Origin of the sequence: Lysinibacillus sp. NPDC096382 (genome assembly GCF_044762845.1) — a bacterium.
Taxonomy (GTDB): Bacteria; Bacillota; Bacilli; order Bacillales_A; family Planococcaceae; genus Lysinibacillus.
Genome location: NZ_JBIWFC010000020.1, coordinates 92,010 through 104,902, shown reverse-complemented (window position 1 = coordinate 104,902; position 12,893 = coordinate 92,010). Strand labels below are relative to the sequence as shown.

The window sequence follows — 12,893 nt, the reverse complement described above, 5'->3', positions numbered from 1 at the left end:
TGACCAGACCTGAATTCATTGTACGACTGGGGTTTTTTTCTTGTCCATAGCTAGAAGCTCTTTAGAACCCCTCGCATAGCAAGGGGTTTTCAAAAAATACAAAAAATGTGCAAGTGTCTAGACATTTGCCCTGCTTGCCAGTTAGCGGAAACATGAAATAATCAGCTAAATTGATTCGGGAAAGTAGCCTTATCCTTGCCCAGAACGGTAACCCTGCCTCCCTTCTGTGCGCTCGTACTTCGTAGCGTTGGTCGGGGTTTGGTCGTCTCCTCGATGCTATTGCGCACCGGCTCTTTCAACATCGGCGCGGCGATTTCGCGGGATTACGCAGGGAAAAATGCTTGACAAACGGTCGGTAACTGTATAAAAGATTACATCAAGTTTTTTTATTCTATTCTGTAGGCGTATGTAGAATTGGTTCAGTGGCAGAATACCAGCTTCCCAAGCTGGGAGTACGGGATTTGATTCCCGTATCCTGATCCAAACAAGAACGCCGAGTGGCCGCATCAAATGCACTATATCCAACTTGACGGGCGTTACATATCGTATTCCGCGCATGGAGCCGATTTTTTAGACCACATTTAAAGATATTTGAAAGGGAGTGGATAGGTTGTTAGCTTTTTATATTAGCCTGCTTGAAACCGAGCAAGAGCGAGACAAAATGGCCGAGATATATGAAGAGCATAGACACTCTCTTCTTAAGTATGCTTTGAAAATAACAAGTCATAATCAAGAGATGGCTGAAGATGCTGTACATAATGCTTTTATCTCCATAATAAATGAAAAAGAAAAATATTTTCATTTAGACAGTAGGGATTTTCGTTACTTAGCCGTTATTATTGTGAAGAATAAGTGTATTGATTTGCTGAGGAAAGAGAGGAGGTATGTGGATATTCCCATGGACGCGTTAGAAATTTTTCTTGAGTCAAAAGAGAAACCGATAGATAAGCAGGTTATTATTTCATCGGAATATGCCGCTATTCGAAGGCATATGTCAAGCATTGATGAAATCAGCAAACAGGTGCTCTTAATGAAATATGTTCTTGGCATGTCATATAAGGAAATCGGTGAAACGCTGAGTATGACGCCTAAACATGTTGACACAAGGATTTTTAGAGCCAAAGAAAAGGTAAGAAGACTTGTGGAAAACGAGAGTTCTAAAAACGACATTATTAAAGGGATGAGAACAAATAAAGATGAATAAGATCAATGACTCCGTATTTGAAGCGTTGTTTCGCCAAGCCATTATAGATGAGTTTAATGAAGAAATTGATTCAATCCCGCCAAAAGAGGAACTGATAAAAACAATATCATTCTCTCCTGAATTTGAGTTAAGGATGAAAAGATTATTCGCTCGCGAGAAGCGAAAGGGCTACTATAAAAAAGTCTTATTTTATAGTAAACGAGTAGCTGCGGTTTTTGTCATAACAACTACTAAAATATTTGGTATGCTGCTCTTCAATCCTGAAGTCAGGGCGGCTGTTAAAAACACGGTTGTTGAGTGGTATGATAAATTCACTTCGTTTATTTTTCAGAGTGAAGCTTCCGACACAAATAAAAAGAATGAATGGCGACCGGAGTATTTACCAACTGGATATCATGAAAATATTGTTGAAAAGCTCGGAAAATCAACGAATATTGAATATGTAGATCCTCAAGGTAATATAGTTTATCTTTCATACAGACCGGAAGAAAACGATACAAATATTTCTGTTGATAACGAAAACCATGAAATAGAAAGCAAAACCATTAATGGGCAGAAGACATATATCATAAAGGCAACCAGCGAAGAATTTGAAAATGGAGTTATATGGAGCATGGAGGGTTATACCTTAAGCCTCTGGAGCAAGTTATCTAAAGATGAACTTATAAAAATTGCGCAATCCGTGGATTAGTAATTATTAACAAAAGCAATATTATTATTTTTATATTTTTCTTGTAGGGAAAATGTTCTTTCGTGCGTTTATATAGTGAGGGCGGTTAAGTGAAGCCCTACTAAATCTTGAAAGGATGTGCAAAATAAGGGCATTATCCGGTACTACAAAGATTGCTGCGACCTTCACGCTTGAGCGGAAAAGCGGGACAAAATGGATACATGAAAAGTCATGGAGTCAGAGTTCAAGCACCAATTCACTTTCGTTTTTTGGAACAGATGCTGTAGCAGCGGGATATACATATCGCCTGAGTGTTACTGCTGATGTGACGAGGAATGGTGTGACGGAAACGGTTAGCACTTCGGTGCAAGGGGTTTATTAACAATATGAACGACATGAATCTGGTATTTTAAAGTTTAAGAAACTAAAAATAGCAATTATATCAAAATAAGGAGGTTGAAATTATGTTAAGGAAAATATCTGTCATAATGCTTGCATTAGTGGTAACCCTATCTATGGGCATTACGGCTTTTGCAGAGGAAGTACCGCTTGATACCACGGATGATGTTGGTTATGTGGCTTTTGCAAAAGACATCGTTGAGAAGTATTACAAGAACAAAGACCTTGGAGAAAACAACGATTTTTCAAAGGAGGTTTCAAATGATGCACTAAAATTACTTAATGCAAAAATTGAACTTGGACAAATGCAAAACAAAACACTCGGATACACGTATATAGATTATCAAATCTCTGTAACGCCTTCCTTGACGGAAAAATGGGTGAAAGGCGAGACGGAAATCCTTATGTATCTCCGTGTCGAGAGAACCTGGTTTTATGATAATGAATTATATATTGAAAGAAATACAAACAAAACAACCACCTCGGAAGTGCTTAAAATAACTGTATCGAAAACTGCTGGCAATGATTTAAAAATGATCGAGTGCTATGACTTAGATGAAAGCATAACATTAGGGCCTATCGACGAACTATATCAAAAGGCCAAGGCTTCAAAATTAATTTCTGATGCGCTGATTGATGACTACAAAAGAGATTTCCAAGAGGGTTTAACCCGAAAGAGAAATCAAATGAACATGGATGCTCAAAAGGCTCAAAACATTAATAAAATTCAAGCAGAAAACAGAGCATATTCTTCACTGAATATCGACGGTATCGTAGATTGGGCAAGAGCAAATTATAATAAAACTAGCCCTACAAGCTCTAATGCCAGTGTCCCTTACTATGATTTTTCTCAGATACCTAGTGCTTGGGATTGCACTAATTTTGTATCTCATGCTTTACTAGCTGGAGGTGCAAGATTGAAAGACAATGGTCAAAGCGGTATCGTAGGGACAAACCAATGGTATTATCGAAGCACAGCCAACAGGAGTTCTTCGTGGGCTGGAGTAAACGAATTGTATTCATTCTTAACAAGGAGTAATCCTGGTACCAGTAATATCGGACCATATGTAACAGAAAAGGCACTCACGTGGGCGAATGGTTTTAGAGGCGATATCGTTCAAGCTCATAACGGTAGTATATGGAGACATTCTACTGTAATAACTGCTTACCAATATCCGGATTTATTAGTCACAGGTAGAACTAATCCAAATACCAATAATAACAATGTACCAGCAACTACAATCTATAACACGCAAAGGCTGCTGCACTTAGAAGGAACTTACTAATACTTAGTAATAGCTGTCCTGCTAAAATACAAGGCAGCCTTAAATCGGATGCTACACAGTGTTTGAGGAGGCAATAAAATGGGTTCTAACATTAACGTTAAGTCTCTAGTAATAAATTTGTTCAGTTTTAAAAAACCTACAATTTGGGTTATTTTAATTACAATAATTACTGTTATAACGAGTATCGCAGTTTTGGCTAGAATAGACGTTTCAAATGCAGAACCTTTAACAAAAAATAGTTCTGTTGCAGACAATCCGGGATACAATAAAGAGATAAATTTTGATTATATTGATGATACTTATGTAATGAATAATGAAATTATCAAAAATACCGCTTTAACGAGTTCATCTAATAATCAAACACCAATTACAAACGATGGTTATATGACTTTTGCGAAAGACATCGTTGAGAAGTATTACAAGAACAAAGACCTTGGAGAAAACAACGATTTTTCAAAGGAAGTATCGAATGATACGCTAAAATTACTTAATGCAAAAATTGAACTTGGACAAATGCAAAACAAAACACTTGGATACACATACAGAGATTATCAAATTTCTGTAACGCCTTCCTTGACAGAAAAATGGGTGGAAAGCGAAACGGAAATCCTTATGTATCTCCGTGTCGAGAGAAGCTGGTTTTATGATAATGAATTATATGTTGAACAAAATACAAACAAAACAACCACCTCAGAAGTGCTTAAAATAACTATATCGAAAGCTGCGGGTAGTGATTTAAAAATGATCGAGTGCTATGACTTATATGAAAACATAACATTAGGGCCTATCGACGAACTATATCAAAAGGCCCAGGCTTCAAATTTAGATACTGATACGCTTATAGATGACTACAAAAAAGATTTCCAAGAGAGGTTAACCCGAATAAGAAATCAAATGGACATGGATATGTACAAGCGATAATACTTTTAATAAAAGCTATCAAGACACTGCCCCAAGCGATTGTCGCTTTTCTTGAAAGTATGGATTTCGAGGATGCCATCCGCAATGCAATTTCCCTTGGCGGGCGAAAACAACAATTTCTCTCACCAGCCTCCCACGAGTGATGATTACAAAAATGTATTGATAACTGGTTAATAGAACCTTTAAGTAAAGTTAATAGTAAAGGTAACTTTATTATTAACTTTACTTTATTTTAAATGGTTAATATTGTCAATAAATCCAGCTATAAACAGCATGGTCTATTCCGATAATTTTCAAGAATTTATCACATCTTCACTTCTCATTCGCGGTATTCGCTTCTCTTCCGCGGATATCCTCTTGCTTCGCACGTTTATACTCTGCTATCCTTAATCAAAAAATTGTTTACGATAAACATGTGGGGAGTATCCTGTATATTTCTTAAATTTATCAATATAGTAACTTACTGTACTAAAGCCTGTTGTTGTAGCAATTGTGGTGATAGATGCCTCACTATCACGTAATAGCTCCATACTTTTGCGAAGACGATAGTGTAGTAAATATGTGAATGGTGTCATGCCGACCATTTTTTTGAAAAAACGGCTACATTCTGCACGACTTAAAAACACATGTGCAGCTAAATTTTCCAAAGATATTTTCTCCTGATAATGAGCATGTATATAATCAAGCATATCCTTCGCTCGTTCATGCTGGACAATAATTGCTGGGTCAAGTATTTCTTCTGTTAGCATTGATTGTGACAAAATAGTTTCCCAAATGGCTAATAACTCTCTCCATACCTTTAGCTCATAAAATACGGCTTGCTCTTGCAGTAATTTCGCCACAATTTCAACTTTTTGCGCCAATTGGTCTGATAGCTTTACATAGGGCAGTCTATTGCTCGTTATATACGGCAGTACATATTTAGTAGTAAAAATACTGCTCTTGTGTCCGCCTAATAGCAATGGGTCCACATTAATACAGAAAATTGTAGCCCGCTCTATTTGAAACGGCTTTGCTTCGTGTAAACCTGATGCATTGACAAATAGTCCCTCACCCTCCTCAAGTACAAAGACATCTGCTCCTACTCGGTATTCCACACAACCGCTTTTCACATAGACAAATTGAATTTCCTTATGCCAATGCAACGGTAAAAAATCCAGACTATCTAATCGCAAAACCGTCTCGTATAAGGCAACTGGAAATTCCTTCGTTCCATGTAACGTTAGTTCTTGTAAATCTTTCGCAATTTTGATATGTGTTAACACCATTACTTTGTTCACCTCAATATATTGATATTTTTAATTCAATAAATCGATATTTCTTGTGTTAAATATTCCTTATAATTTCTTTATATTGATAGTTTAGGAGATGTTTTAAGATGAATCAATCTGCACAGAAAAATCGTACTCTTGGTTTTATTCTTGTCATTCTAGGGGCAAGTTTTTGGGGTATTGGGGGTACCGTCGCACAAAAGCTATTTCAGCAGGAAAATATAGAGGTTGGCTGGCTTGTTTCTAGTCGTCTTCTTTTAGCTGGCCTTTTACTCATAACTGCCTATAAAATTACGCATCGTAAAGAGTCTATTTTTGTGATGTGGCGAACAAAGAGCAATGCTTTTAAGCAAATTTTATTTAGTTTACTTGGAATGCTGGCCGTTCAATATACGTATATGATGTCCATAGCTATAGGCAACTCTGCTGTAGCAACATTATTGCAATACTTAGCACCACTCTTTATTATGGCCTATTATTTAATCACGAAGCACAGTCAATTGACAAGGCAGGATGGAATAGCTGTGACGGTAACACTTATTGGTACTTTTTTATTACTAACAAATGGCTCGTTGTCTACACTTTCTGTTCCAACGATGGCCGTATTTTGGGGGATATTATCTGGTCTATCGGCTGCTTTTTATACGCTATATGCCGTTTCGCTTTTACAGCAGTTTCATTCATTGTTAGTTGTAGGCTGGTCAATGCTTATTGGCGGGATTGTAATGAGTCTTTTCCATCAGCCATGGCAAATTGATCTGTCAAACTGGGCATTTTCGACAATCGCTTACTTTCTGTTTATCGTAATTTTCGGGACAATGTTGGCATTTTGGTTTTATATTGCAAGTTTGCATTATTTATCGCCAAAAGAAACTAGTTTACTTGGTAGTCTTGAACCTCTAACAGCCGTTATTACAAGTGTTTTCTGGCTTAAAATTGCCTTCGGGAGCTTTCAGTTTATTGGGACGATGCTGATTCTCTGCATGATCTTATATCTTACAGTTTTTCAGAAAAAGAATCGTGCGGAAGCCTTAACCAATTTAGGATAATTTCGAAATAATTAGTCATAAATCCCTATGCAAATTTTATAAACTATGAATTTCCACATAAAATTTACATATTATATATATCTTTTTTCCTTCGCTGTTTATTATACTGAAAATATCATCATTCAAGGGGGTATTTTTATGGATAAAAAGGTTATTTTTTTCGAGGTCCGTGGTGGCACAGATAAAGGCCCTGACGGCTACCGACAAGATACAATGCCAATGGTGAATGCACTAAAACAACGTGGACAGGATGCAGAAGTCATTTTCTTTGATGTATCAAAAAAAGAGGAAATTTTTAATTACGTCAAAGAGCATGGTATTGCCTATGTATCACGTATTAATCCAGGAAACTTACAGCATGAACAAGAGTACTTCGATATGTTGCGTGAACTTTGTCATACAGGTGTTATCGGTATGCCACACCCTGATGCAATGATTAGTTATGGTTCTAAAGATGCATTATCAAAACTGTCCTCAACGAATTTAGTGCCTGATGATACATTTGCATATTATACAATTGAAGCATTTAAAGCGCAGTTCCCTACCTCTCTTGCTATTACTGAACGCGTCCTAAAACAAAATCGTGGATCGACGGGAGAAGGTATATGGCGAGTAAAACTGGTTGAACTTCTTGCTGAGGGAATTACAGAAGTACCACTTGATGCGGAGATTAAATGTACAGAAGCACGGGATAATCATGTGGAATATTGGAAACTAAGCGATTTCATGACGTTCTGTGAGCAATATATTACTGGTCCAAATGGCATGCTAATTGATATGCGCTTCCTTCCTCGTATTACTGAGGGCGAAATCCGCTTATTTATGTTACGAAATAAACCAATTAACGTAGTTCATAAAATACCGGCAAATTCCGAGGACGCATTTAGTGCGACACTGTTCTCGGGTGCGCAATATCGCTATGATGCACCAGAGGATTGGGAAGAGCTTGTCCAAAACTTTTTAACTCAGCTACCACGCGTAACTAGTTTACTGGGCAATTATGCTTTACCACTTATATGGACTGCCGATTTCATGCTTGATACAAACGAAGCTGGCGAAGATTGCTATATTTTAGGGGAAATGAATTGTTCATGTGTAGGCTTCACTTCTGAGCTTTCTTTAGCACATCAAGTAGCAGAAGAAATTTTAGTTTGTATCCATGAAAATACCGAGATTTCAGCATAGTGAGACTATCATCTTTACTGACCAGCAATACAGGATCATTGAAAAAGTGCGATCGTATTGGATCGCACTTTTCATATATAACTCTTAATAGCTTGTATAAATTCATAAATAAAATACCCGGCAAAGCCTATTAATAAAACGCCCGCAACCATCGTGAGTGACTTAATGACCTTACGACTCATCGCTTTACGGGTAACTGAAACAATGGTCATCAAGCCAATATCATGCAACAATATGCCACTTAGAACCCCTGCCGCAATCACTAAAAAGTTTGCTGACTGTCCTTGCCCATATGATTTAGCTAGTACAACACCGAAAACATTTACCCAGAATACTAAATTTCCAGGTGAAATTGCAACTAGTAAACCATTACGATAAGAAGTAAAAAATGATTTTGTCACTTTCTCTCCTGCAAGCGTAATACCATGATCAGCATTTTTTATAGAGTCCAGCCCTAAAAGGAATAAAAAGCCCGCTCCTATAATCCACATAGGAATTTGAATGATAGGCATTGCTAAAATGGAAGCTAGTCCCATATACAATGCAAAAACTAATACAAAATCAATTGTCATACCACCAAGACCGACAGCCCAACCATGCATAAAGCCATTTTTTAGTCCTTGCTTTGTCATTTCTACTGTAATAGCCCCAACAGGCATGGCAATCGCAAGTCCTACCAATACATACGCTACATATAGACTCAACTAAACACTTCTTTCATGCAATAAGATAGGTTTCATACGTCCGTTTATAATTGTATAGTAGCATAAAAATACACAAAAGGTCATTTTTTCTAATAAAAATTCATTTTTGTATGCTGATGCTTTACTAATTTATTTGTATGCTATTATTGGGGCACCTATTCTTATTTGTTATTCAAGTTTTTATATTCTTATCTGAGCTTTTTTCTACTAAAAACGTGATTACAGCATTTGCTTTTTCCATTGCGCTAGCACGTCATTAGATTTCGCAATGTCCACCTTTAATCCCACTTGCTTGGCAGAGCAACGCTTTTTAGCCTTTTCCCATGCTTCTTCTAGAGCAGGTAAATAGCTTAAATTTTTTGTAGTAGCGACTAGCTGTAAAAAAATATTTCCTTGAATGTAATACCAGCGAGGGTTCATGCCATCTAACTGAATAGCTTCTTCAATAAGACGAAGTGCCAAATACGGACTGCCTTCATTTCGACTCAAAAACTGTGCGAATGCTCCCCAGTAAAGAGCTTTATTTGGCTGTAGTTTTATCGCTTCTGCATATTGTACAAGTGCTTTATCATGCTCCTTAGCAAGAGCAAAATATTCAGCCATTGTATAGTAAGCATTCGCTTGTGCCTCGACCGATCCAGCTAATAATTCATCTACTACTTTACCGAATTGCTGTTCATCCTCACTTCCTATATATGCAGCGAGTACATCACGCTCTGGGTAGGAGCCATCTGTTCGTTCAACACTTTGCTTCACTTTTTCAGCAGAAGGAATAGGCATATTTGCATAACCGTTCGCTTCCAACAATGCGACGTGCTGTTGAATTGTTGGAAAAGATTCATGTTCTGTAAACGCACTATTAGCTAACAATGCTTTGGCTAATTGATAGCTCTCTTTCACATGACCATTTAAAAATAATTCATTTATCTGTTGTACTTGCTCACCAAACTGTTTAATCACTATTAAAATCCTCACCTTCACCAAAAGAAAAGTATTATAGGTATTTTACCATCTTTAAATCTAAAACAAACTAAATAGAAATAATTTTTCTACAATTCTTTTAATTTAATATTGAATCAGTAGACCACATTATAGTTCATCACATAACGAGGGTTGATTTCCGTTTCGACTGGGCGTTTTCTCGAGGGTGTCCGATACTCGCGTTACTCGGCACGGGGTTTCGCCGCTTGGTCATGACCTTCCACTGCTTGGACATGCTTTCCGCCGCTAAGTCAATCCCCAGATAAAAAACATTGGACAAAGTTCTGAATTGTGAGATAATTGAAGTGAATTTTCTTTTTTTGAGAACATGTATATTGGAGGGCTTGTGCTATGAATAGACGATTTCATTTTGTATCGCTTATTATTGGAAATTTGTTAACACTAGGAGCTATTTTCATTTACGCTATGCAAAGTCAAGTAGATGTGGCCCTCAGCACATATGCCCTTGTGATGGGGTTTTTAAGCACATTACTACTGATCTTTTTTTATTTATGGGGGGATGAAAAACAACAAATATCGAATCGTTTTTTTAAATAACTCGGGTGGTTTCAGACTACAGTTTTGAAGTCACCCCAGATTTCCCCAAACGCTGCCATTGAACAAAAAATGATTTTCTCTTTTCTACATCAGAGTTAAGGGAATTTTTTTCACGAAATGCTTCTTTTTTCGTGGCATTCCCCTCTGAATACGCTACATTATTGTTGAAAAATAAAAAATTTTGTAGAAAATTTAAAAAGAATGATTGAGTAGTAATTCAATTTTCTGTATAATCAGCTTGTTTGACAATACTTATATGAATTTGGGGGTAGACAATTGGGTAAAGCATTGATTATAGGAGCTGGCGGAGTAGCCAGTGTTGTGGTACACAAGTGTGTTCAAAATTCGGACGTGTTTGAGGAGATTTGTATCGCAAGTAGAACTGTTTCAAAATGTGACGCTCTAAAAGAAAAACTAGATGGCGGAAAAACAAAGATTCATACCGCACAGGTAGACGCAGACAATACGGAAGAGGTTATTGAGCTAATTAAAGCCTTCGGACCACAAGTTGTTATTAATGTAGCACTACCTTATCAAGACTTAACGATTATGGATGCTTGCTTAGCGACAGGTGTACACTATGTGGATACTGCAAACTACGAGCCACCTGAAACGGCAAAATTTGAATATAAATGGCAATGGGCTTATAAAGAGAAGTTCGAAAAAGCTGGTTTAACTGCTTTACTTGGTAGTGGTTTTGATCCAGGTGTAACGGGCGTTTTCACAGCTCATGCACAAAAACATGAATTTGATGAAATCCACTACATAGATATTGTGGATGCAAATGCTGGTGATCACGGTTACCATTTCGCTACAAACTTCAACCCAGAAATCAACATTCGTGAAATTACTGCGAATGGTCGTTACTGGAAAGAAGGTCAGTGGGTTGAAACTGCACCACTTGAGAAAAAAGAGATTTATAACTTACCAGAAATCGGACCAAAAGATATTTACCTTTTATACCATGAAGAACTAGAATCACTTGCTAAAAACATTAAAGGTTTAAAGCAAATCCGCTTCTGGATGACATTCTCTGAAAAATACTTAACACATTTAAAAGTATTAGAGAATGTTGGTATGACTTCTATTGAGCCGATTGAATTTGAAGGACAAATGATTCAACCAATTCACTTCCTTAAAGCTGTACTGCCTGATCCAGCATCACTTGGACCACGTACAAAAGGAAAAACTAATATCGGTTGTATCATTCGCGGTCTAAAAGATGGTAAGGAAAAAACTTATTATGTCTACAATGTGTGTGACCACGAGGAATGCTATAACGAAGTTGGTTCACAGGCAATTTCCTACACAACAGGTGTACCAGCAATGATTGGTGCAATGCTTGTGATGAACGGTCAATGGCGTAAACCTGGCGTTTGGAATGTCGAAGATTTCAATCCAGATCCATTCATGGATGCACTAAATAAATGGGGTCTACCATGGCAAGAAAGCCATAATCCAGAATTACTTGACCTTGAGTTAGATGCGAAGGAATTAAGTCGATGAAGCCAATTGATTTCTCAAAAGTTCCATCCCCTTCTTACGTAGTGGATAAACGATTATTAACAAAAAATCTAGAACTTTTAAAATCGATTCAAGATCGCACAGGCTGCCGTATTTTACTTGCCTTAAAAGGGTTTTCAATGCATTCCACGTTCCCATTAGTGGGTGAATATTTAGCAGGAATTACGTCCAGCTCATTATTTGAAGCTCAACTCGGCTATGAAAAAATGGGCAAAGAAGTTCATGTCTATGCACCAGCTTACGTCGAACATGAAATGGACGAGCTTCTTGGCTACGTTGATCATATTGTATTTAATTCATTTAACCAATGGAATCAATATAAGGACAAAGTAAAATCCGCTGGTAAAACAATTGAATGTGGTATTCGTATCAATCCTGAGTACTCTGAAATTGAAACAGCACTTTACGACCCTTGCTACACGAATTCTCGTCTTGGCACAACATTAGCCAACTTCGACAAGTCACAGCTTGACGGTATCGATGGCTTACACTTCCATGCAATGTGTGAGCAAAACTCCGATACGTTAGAGCGTATTATACAAGTTGTCGAAGAAAAATTTGGTGATGTCTTACATCAAATGAAATGGTTAAACTTTGGTGGAGGTCACCATATCACTCGTGAGGATTATGATGTAGAAAAGCTTGTGAATATCATTAATTACATTCAAGACAAGTATAACCTTCTCGTCTATTTAGAGCCAGGTGAAGCTGTTGCACTTAATACAGGTTATTTAGTAGCAACTGTTCTCGATGTACAGAAAAACGGTATGGACCTAGCAATTTTAGATACATCGGCAACTTGCCATATGCCAGATGTTCTAGAAATGCCATACCGCCCAATGATTATTGGTTCTGGTCAACCAAATGAGCTAGCTTACACGTATCGTCTAGGCGGGCTTACTTGTCTGGCTGGTGATGTAATTGGTGATTATTCATTTGAACAACCTTTACAATCAGGCGATCGTCTAGTATTTACAGATATGGCACATTACTCAATGGTGAAAAATCATATGTTTAATGGCGTAAATCTTCCATCAATCGTTTCTTATAACGATGAAGAAGGCATTAAAGTCATTCGTGAATTTAAATTCGAAGACTATAGCGGCCGACTTTCATAAGGCAAAGAAAATCCTCTCCAACT

The 12,893-nt window shown here is 37.3% G+C and carries 12 protein-coding genes and 1 tRNA gene; 10 read left to right on the top strand and 3 right to left on the bottom strand.

What is annotated here, in order from left to right; translation table 11 throughout:
• Positions 1–407: 407 nt before the first annotated feature.
• From ACIQZA_RS21480 to ACIQZA_RS21460, 5 genes are all read left to right on the top strand, one after another.
• Positions 408–483 (top strand) — tRNA-Gly (locus ACIQZA_RS21480).
• A gap of 127 nt (positions 484–610) precedes the next feature.
• On the top strand, positions 611–1,204 hold the full coding sequence (locus tag ACIQZA_RS21475) for an RNA polymerase sigma factor (RefSeq protein ID WP_402883770.1): 594 nt from the start codon (positions 611–613) through the stop codon (positions 1,202–1,204).
• The gene (locus ACIQZA_RS21470) at positions 1,197–1,895 is read left to right on the top strand and encodes a DUF4367 domain-containing protein (RefSeq protein WP_402883768.1); all 699 of its coding nucleotides are present in this window, start codon (positions 1,197–1,199) and stop codon (positions 1,893–1,895) included. The genes ACIQZA_RS21475 and ACIQZA_RS21470 overlap by 8 nt, the downstream gene beginning before the upstream one ends.
• A gap of 443 nt (positions 1,896–2,338) precedes the next feature.
• A complete protein-coding gene (locus ACIQZA_RS21465; RefSeq protein WP_402883766.1) occupies positions 2,339–3,559 on the top strand; it encodes an amidase domain-containing protein in 1,221 nt (406 codons plus the stop codon).
• 78 nt (positions 3,560–3,637) lie between these two features.
• Positions 3,638–4,480 (top strand): hypothetical protein, encoded by an 843-nt coding sequence (locus tag ACIQZA_RS21460; RefSeq protein WP_402883765.1) that lies wholly within the window; start codon positions 3,638–3,640, stop codon positions 4,478–4,480.
• 386 nt (positions 4,481–4,866) lie between these two features.
• Here the strand turns inward: ACIQZA_RS21460 and ACIQZA_RS21455 are convergent, their stop codons facing one another.
• Positions 4,867–5,748, bottom strand: coding sequence for an AraC family transcriptional regulator (locus ACIQZA_RS21455; protein ID WP_402883763.1), 882 nt, complete (start codon positions 5,746–5,748; stop codon positions 4,867–4,869).
• Positions 5,749–5,858: 110 nt separating this feature from the next.
• Here ACIQZA_RS21455 and ACIQZA_RS21450 point away from each other — a divergent pair, with 110 nt between their 5' ends.
• Entirely contained in the window at positions 5,859–6,800 is a 942-nt protein-coding gene (locus ACIQZA_RS21450) for a DMT family transporter (RefSeq protein ID WP_402883761.1), read from the top strand.
• A gap of 138 nt (positions 6,801–6,938) precedes the next feature.
• Positions 6,939–7,985 carry a Cj0069 family protein gene (locus ACIQZA_RS21445; RefSeq protein ID WP_402883759.1) on the top strand — a complete coding sequence of 349 codons (1,047 nt, stop codon included), beginning with the start codon at positions 6,939–6,941 and terminating at the stop codon, positions 7,983–7,985.
• A gap of 71 nt (positions 7,986–8,056) precedes the next feature.
• Here ACIQZA_RS21445 and ACIQZA_RS21440 read toward each other — a convergent pair whose 3' ends face one another.
• Both ACIQZA_RS21440 and ACIQZA_RS21435 read right to left on the bottom strand, forming a co-directional pair.
• Positions 8,057–8,689 (bottom strand): LysE family transporter, encoded by a 633-nt coding sequence (locus ACIQZA_RS21440; protein ID WP_402883757.1) that lies wholly within the window; start codon positions 8,687–8,689, stop codon positions 8,057–8,059.
• 219 nt (positions 8,690–8,908) lie between these two features.
• Positions 8,909–9,649 (bottom strand): tetratricopeptide repeat protein, encoded by a 741-nt coding sequence (locus ACIQZA_RS21435; protein WP_400936633.1) that lies wholly within the window; start codon positions 9,647–9,649, stop codon positions 8,909–8,911.
• Positions 9,650–10,021: 372 nt separating this feature from the next.
• Here ACIQZA_RS21435 and ACIQZA_RS21430 point away from each other — a divergent pair, with 372 nt between their 5' ends.
• From ACIQZA_RS21430 to nspC, 3 genes are all read left to right on the top strand, one after another.
• A complete protein-coding gene (locus ACIQZA_RS21430; RefSeq protein WP_400936631.1) occupies positions 10,022–10,228 on the top strand; it encodes a hypothetical protein in 207 nt (68 codons plus the stop codon).
• Between the two features lie 276 nt (positions 10,229–10,504).
• A complete protein-coding gene (locus ACIQZA_RS21425; protein WP_402883755.1) occupies positions 10,505–11,734 on the top strand; it encodes a saccharopine dehydrogenase family protein in 1,230 nt (409 codons plus the stop codon).
• The gene (nspC, locus tag ACIQZA_RS21420; RefSeq protein WP_402883753.1) at positions 11,731–12,870 is read left to right on the top strand and encodes a carboxynorspermidine decarboxylase; all 1,140 of its coding nucleotides are present in this window, start codon (positions 11,731–11,733) and stop codon (positions 12,868–12,870) included. Before ACIQZA_RS21425 ends, nspC begins: the two co-directional genes overlap by 4 nt.
• The last annotated feature ends 23 nt before the right edge of the window (positions 12,871–12,893 follow it).

What these genes read in the sequence shown, in the direction of transcription:
- ACIQZA_RS21455 (WP_402883763.1), bottom strand. Translation starts at nt 5,748, where the DNA reads ATGGTGTTAACACATATCAAAATTGCGAAAGATTTACAAGAACTAACG.
- ACIQZA_RS21445 (WP_402883759.1), top strand. Translation starts at nt 6,939, where the DNA reads ATGGATAAAAAGGTTATTTTTTTCGAGGTCCGTGGTGGCACAGATAAA.
- nspC (WP_402883753.1), top strand. Translation starts at nt 11,731, where the DNA reads ATGAAGCCAATTGATTTCTCAAAAGTTCCATCCCCTTCTTACGTAGTG.
- ACIQZA_RS21430 (WP_400936631.1), top strand. Translation starts at nt 10,022, where the DNA reads ATGAATAGACGATTTCATTTTGTATCGCTTATTATTGGAAATTTGTTA.
- ACIQZA_RS21470 (WP_402883768.1), top strand. Translation starts at nt 1,197, where the DNA reads ATGAATAAGATCAATGACTCCGTATTTGAAGCGTTGTTTCGCCAAGCC.
- ACIQZA_RS21450 (WP_402883761.1), top strand. Translation starts at nt 5,859, where the DNA reads ATGAATCAATCTGCACAGAAAAATCGTACTCTTGGTTTTATTCTTGTC.
- ACIQZA_RS21460 (WP_402883765.1), top strand. Translation starts at nt 3,638, where the DNA reads ATGGGTTCTAACATTAACGTTAAGTCTCTAGTAATAAATTTGTTCAGT.
- ACIQZA_RS21465 (WP_402883766.1), top strand. Translation starts at nt 2,339, where the DNA reads ATGTTAAGGAAAATATCTGTCATAATGCTTGCATTAGTGGTAACCCTA.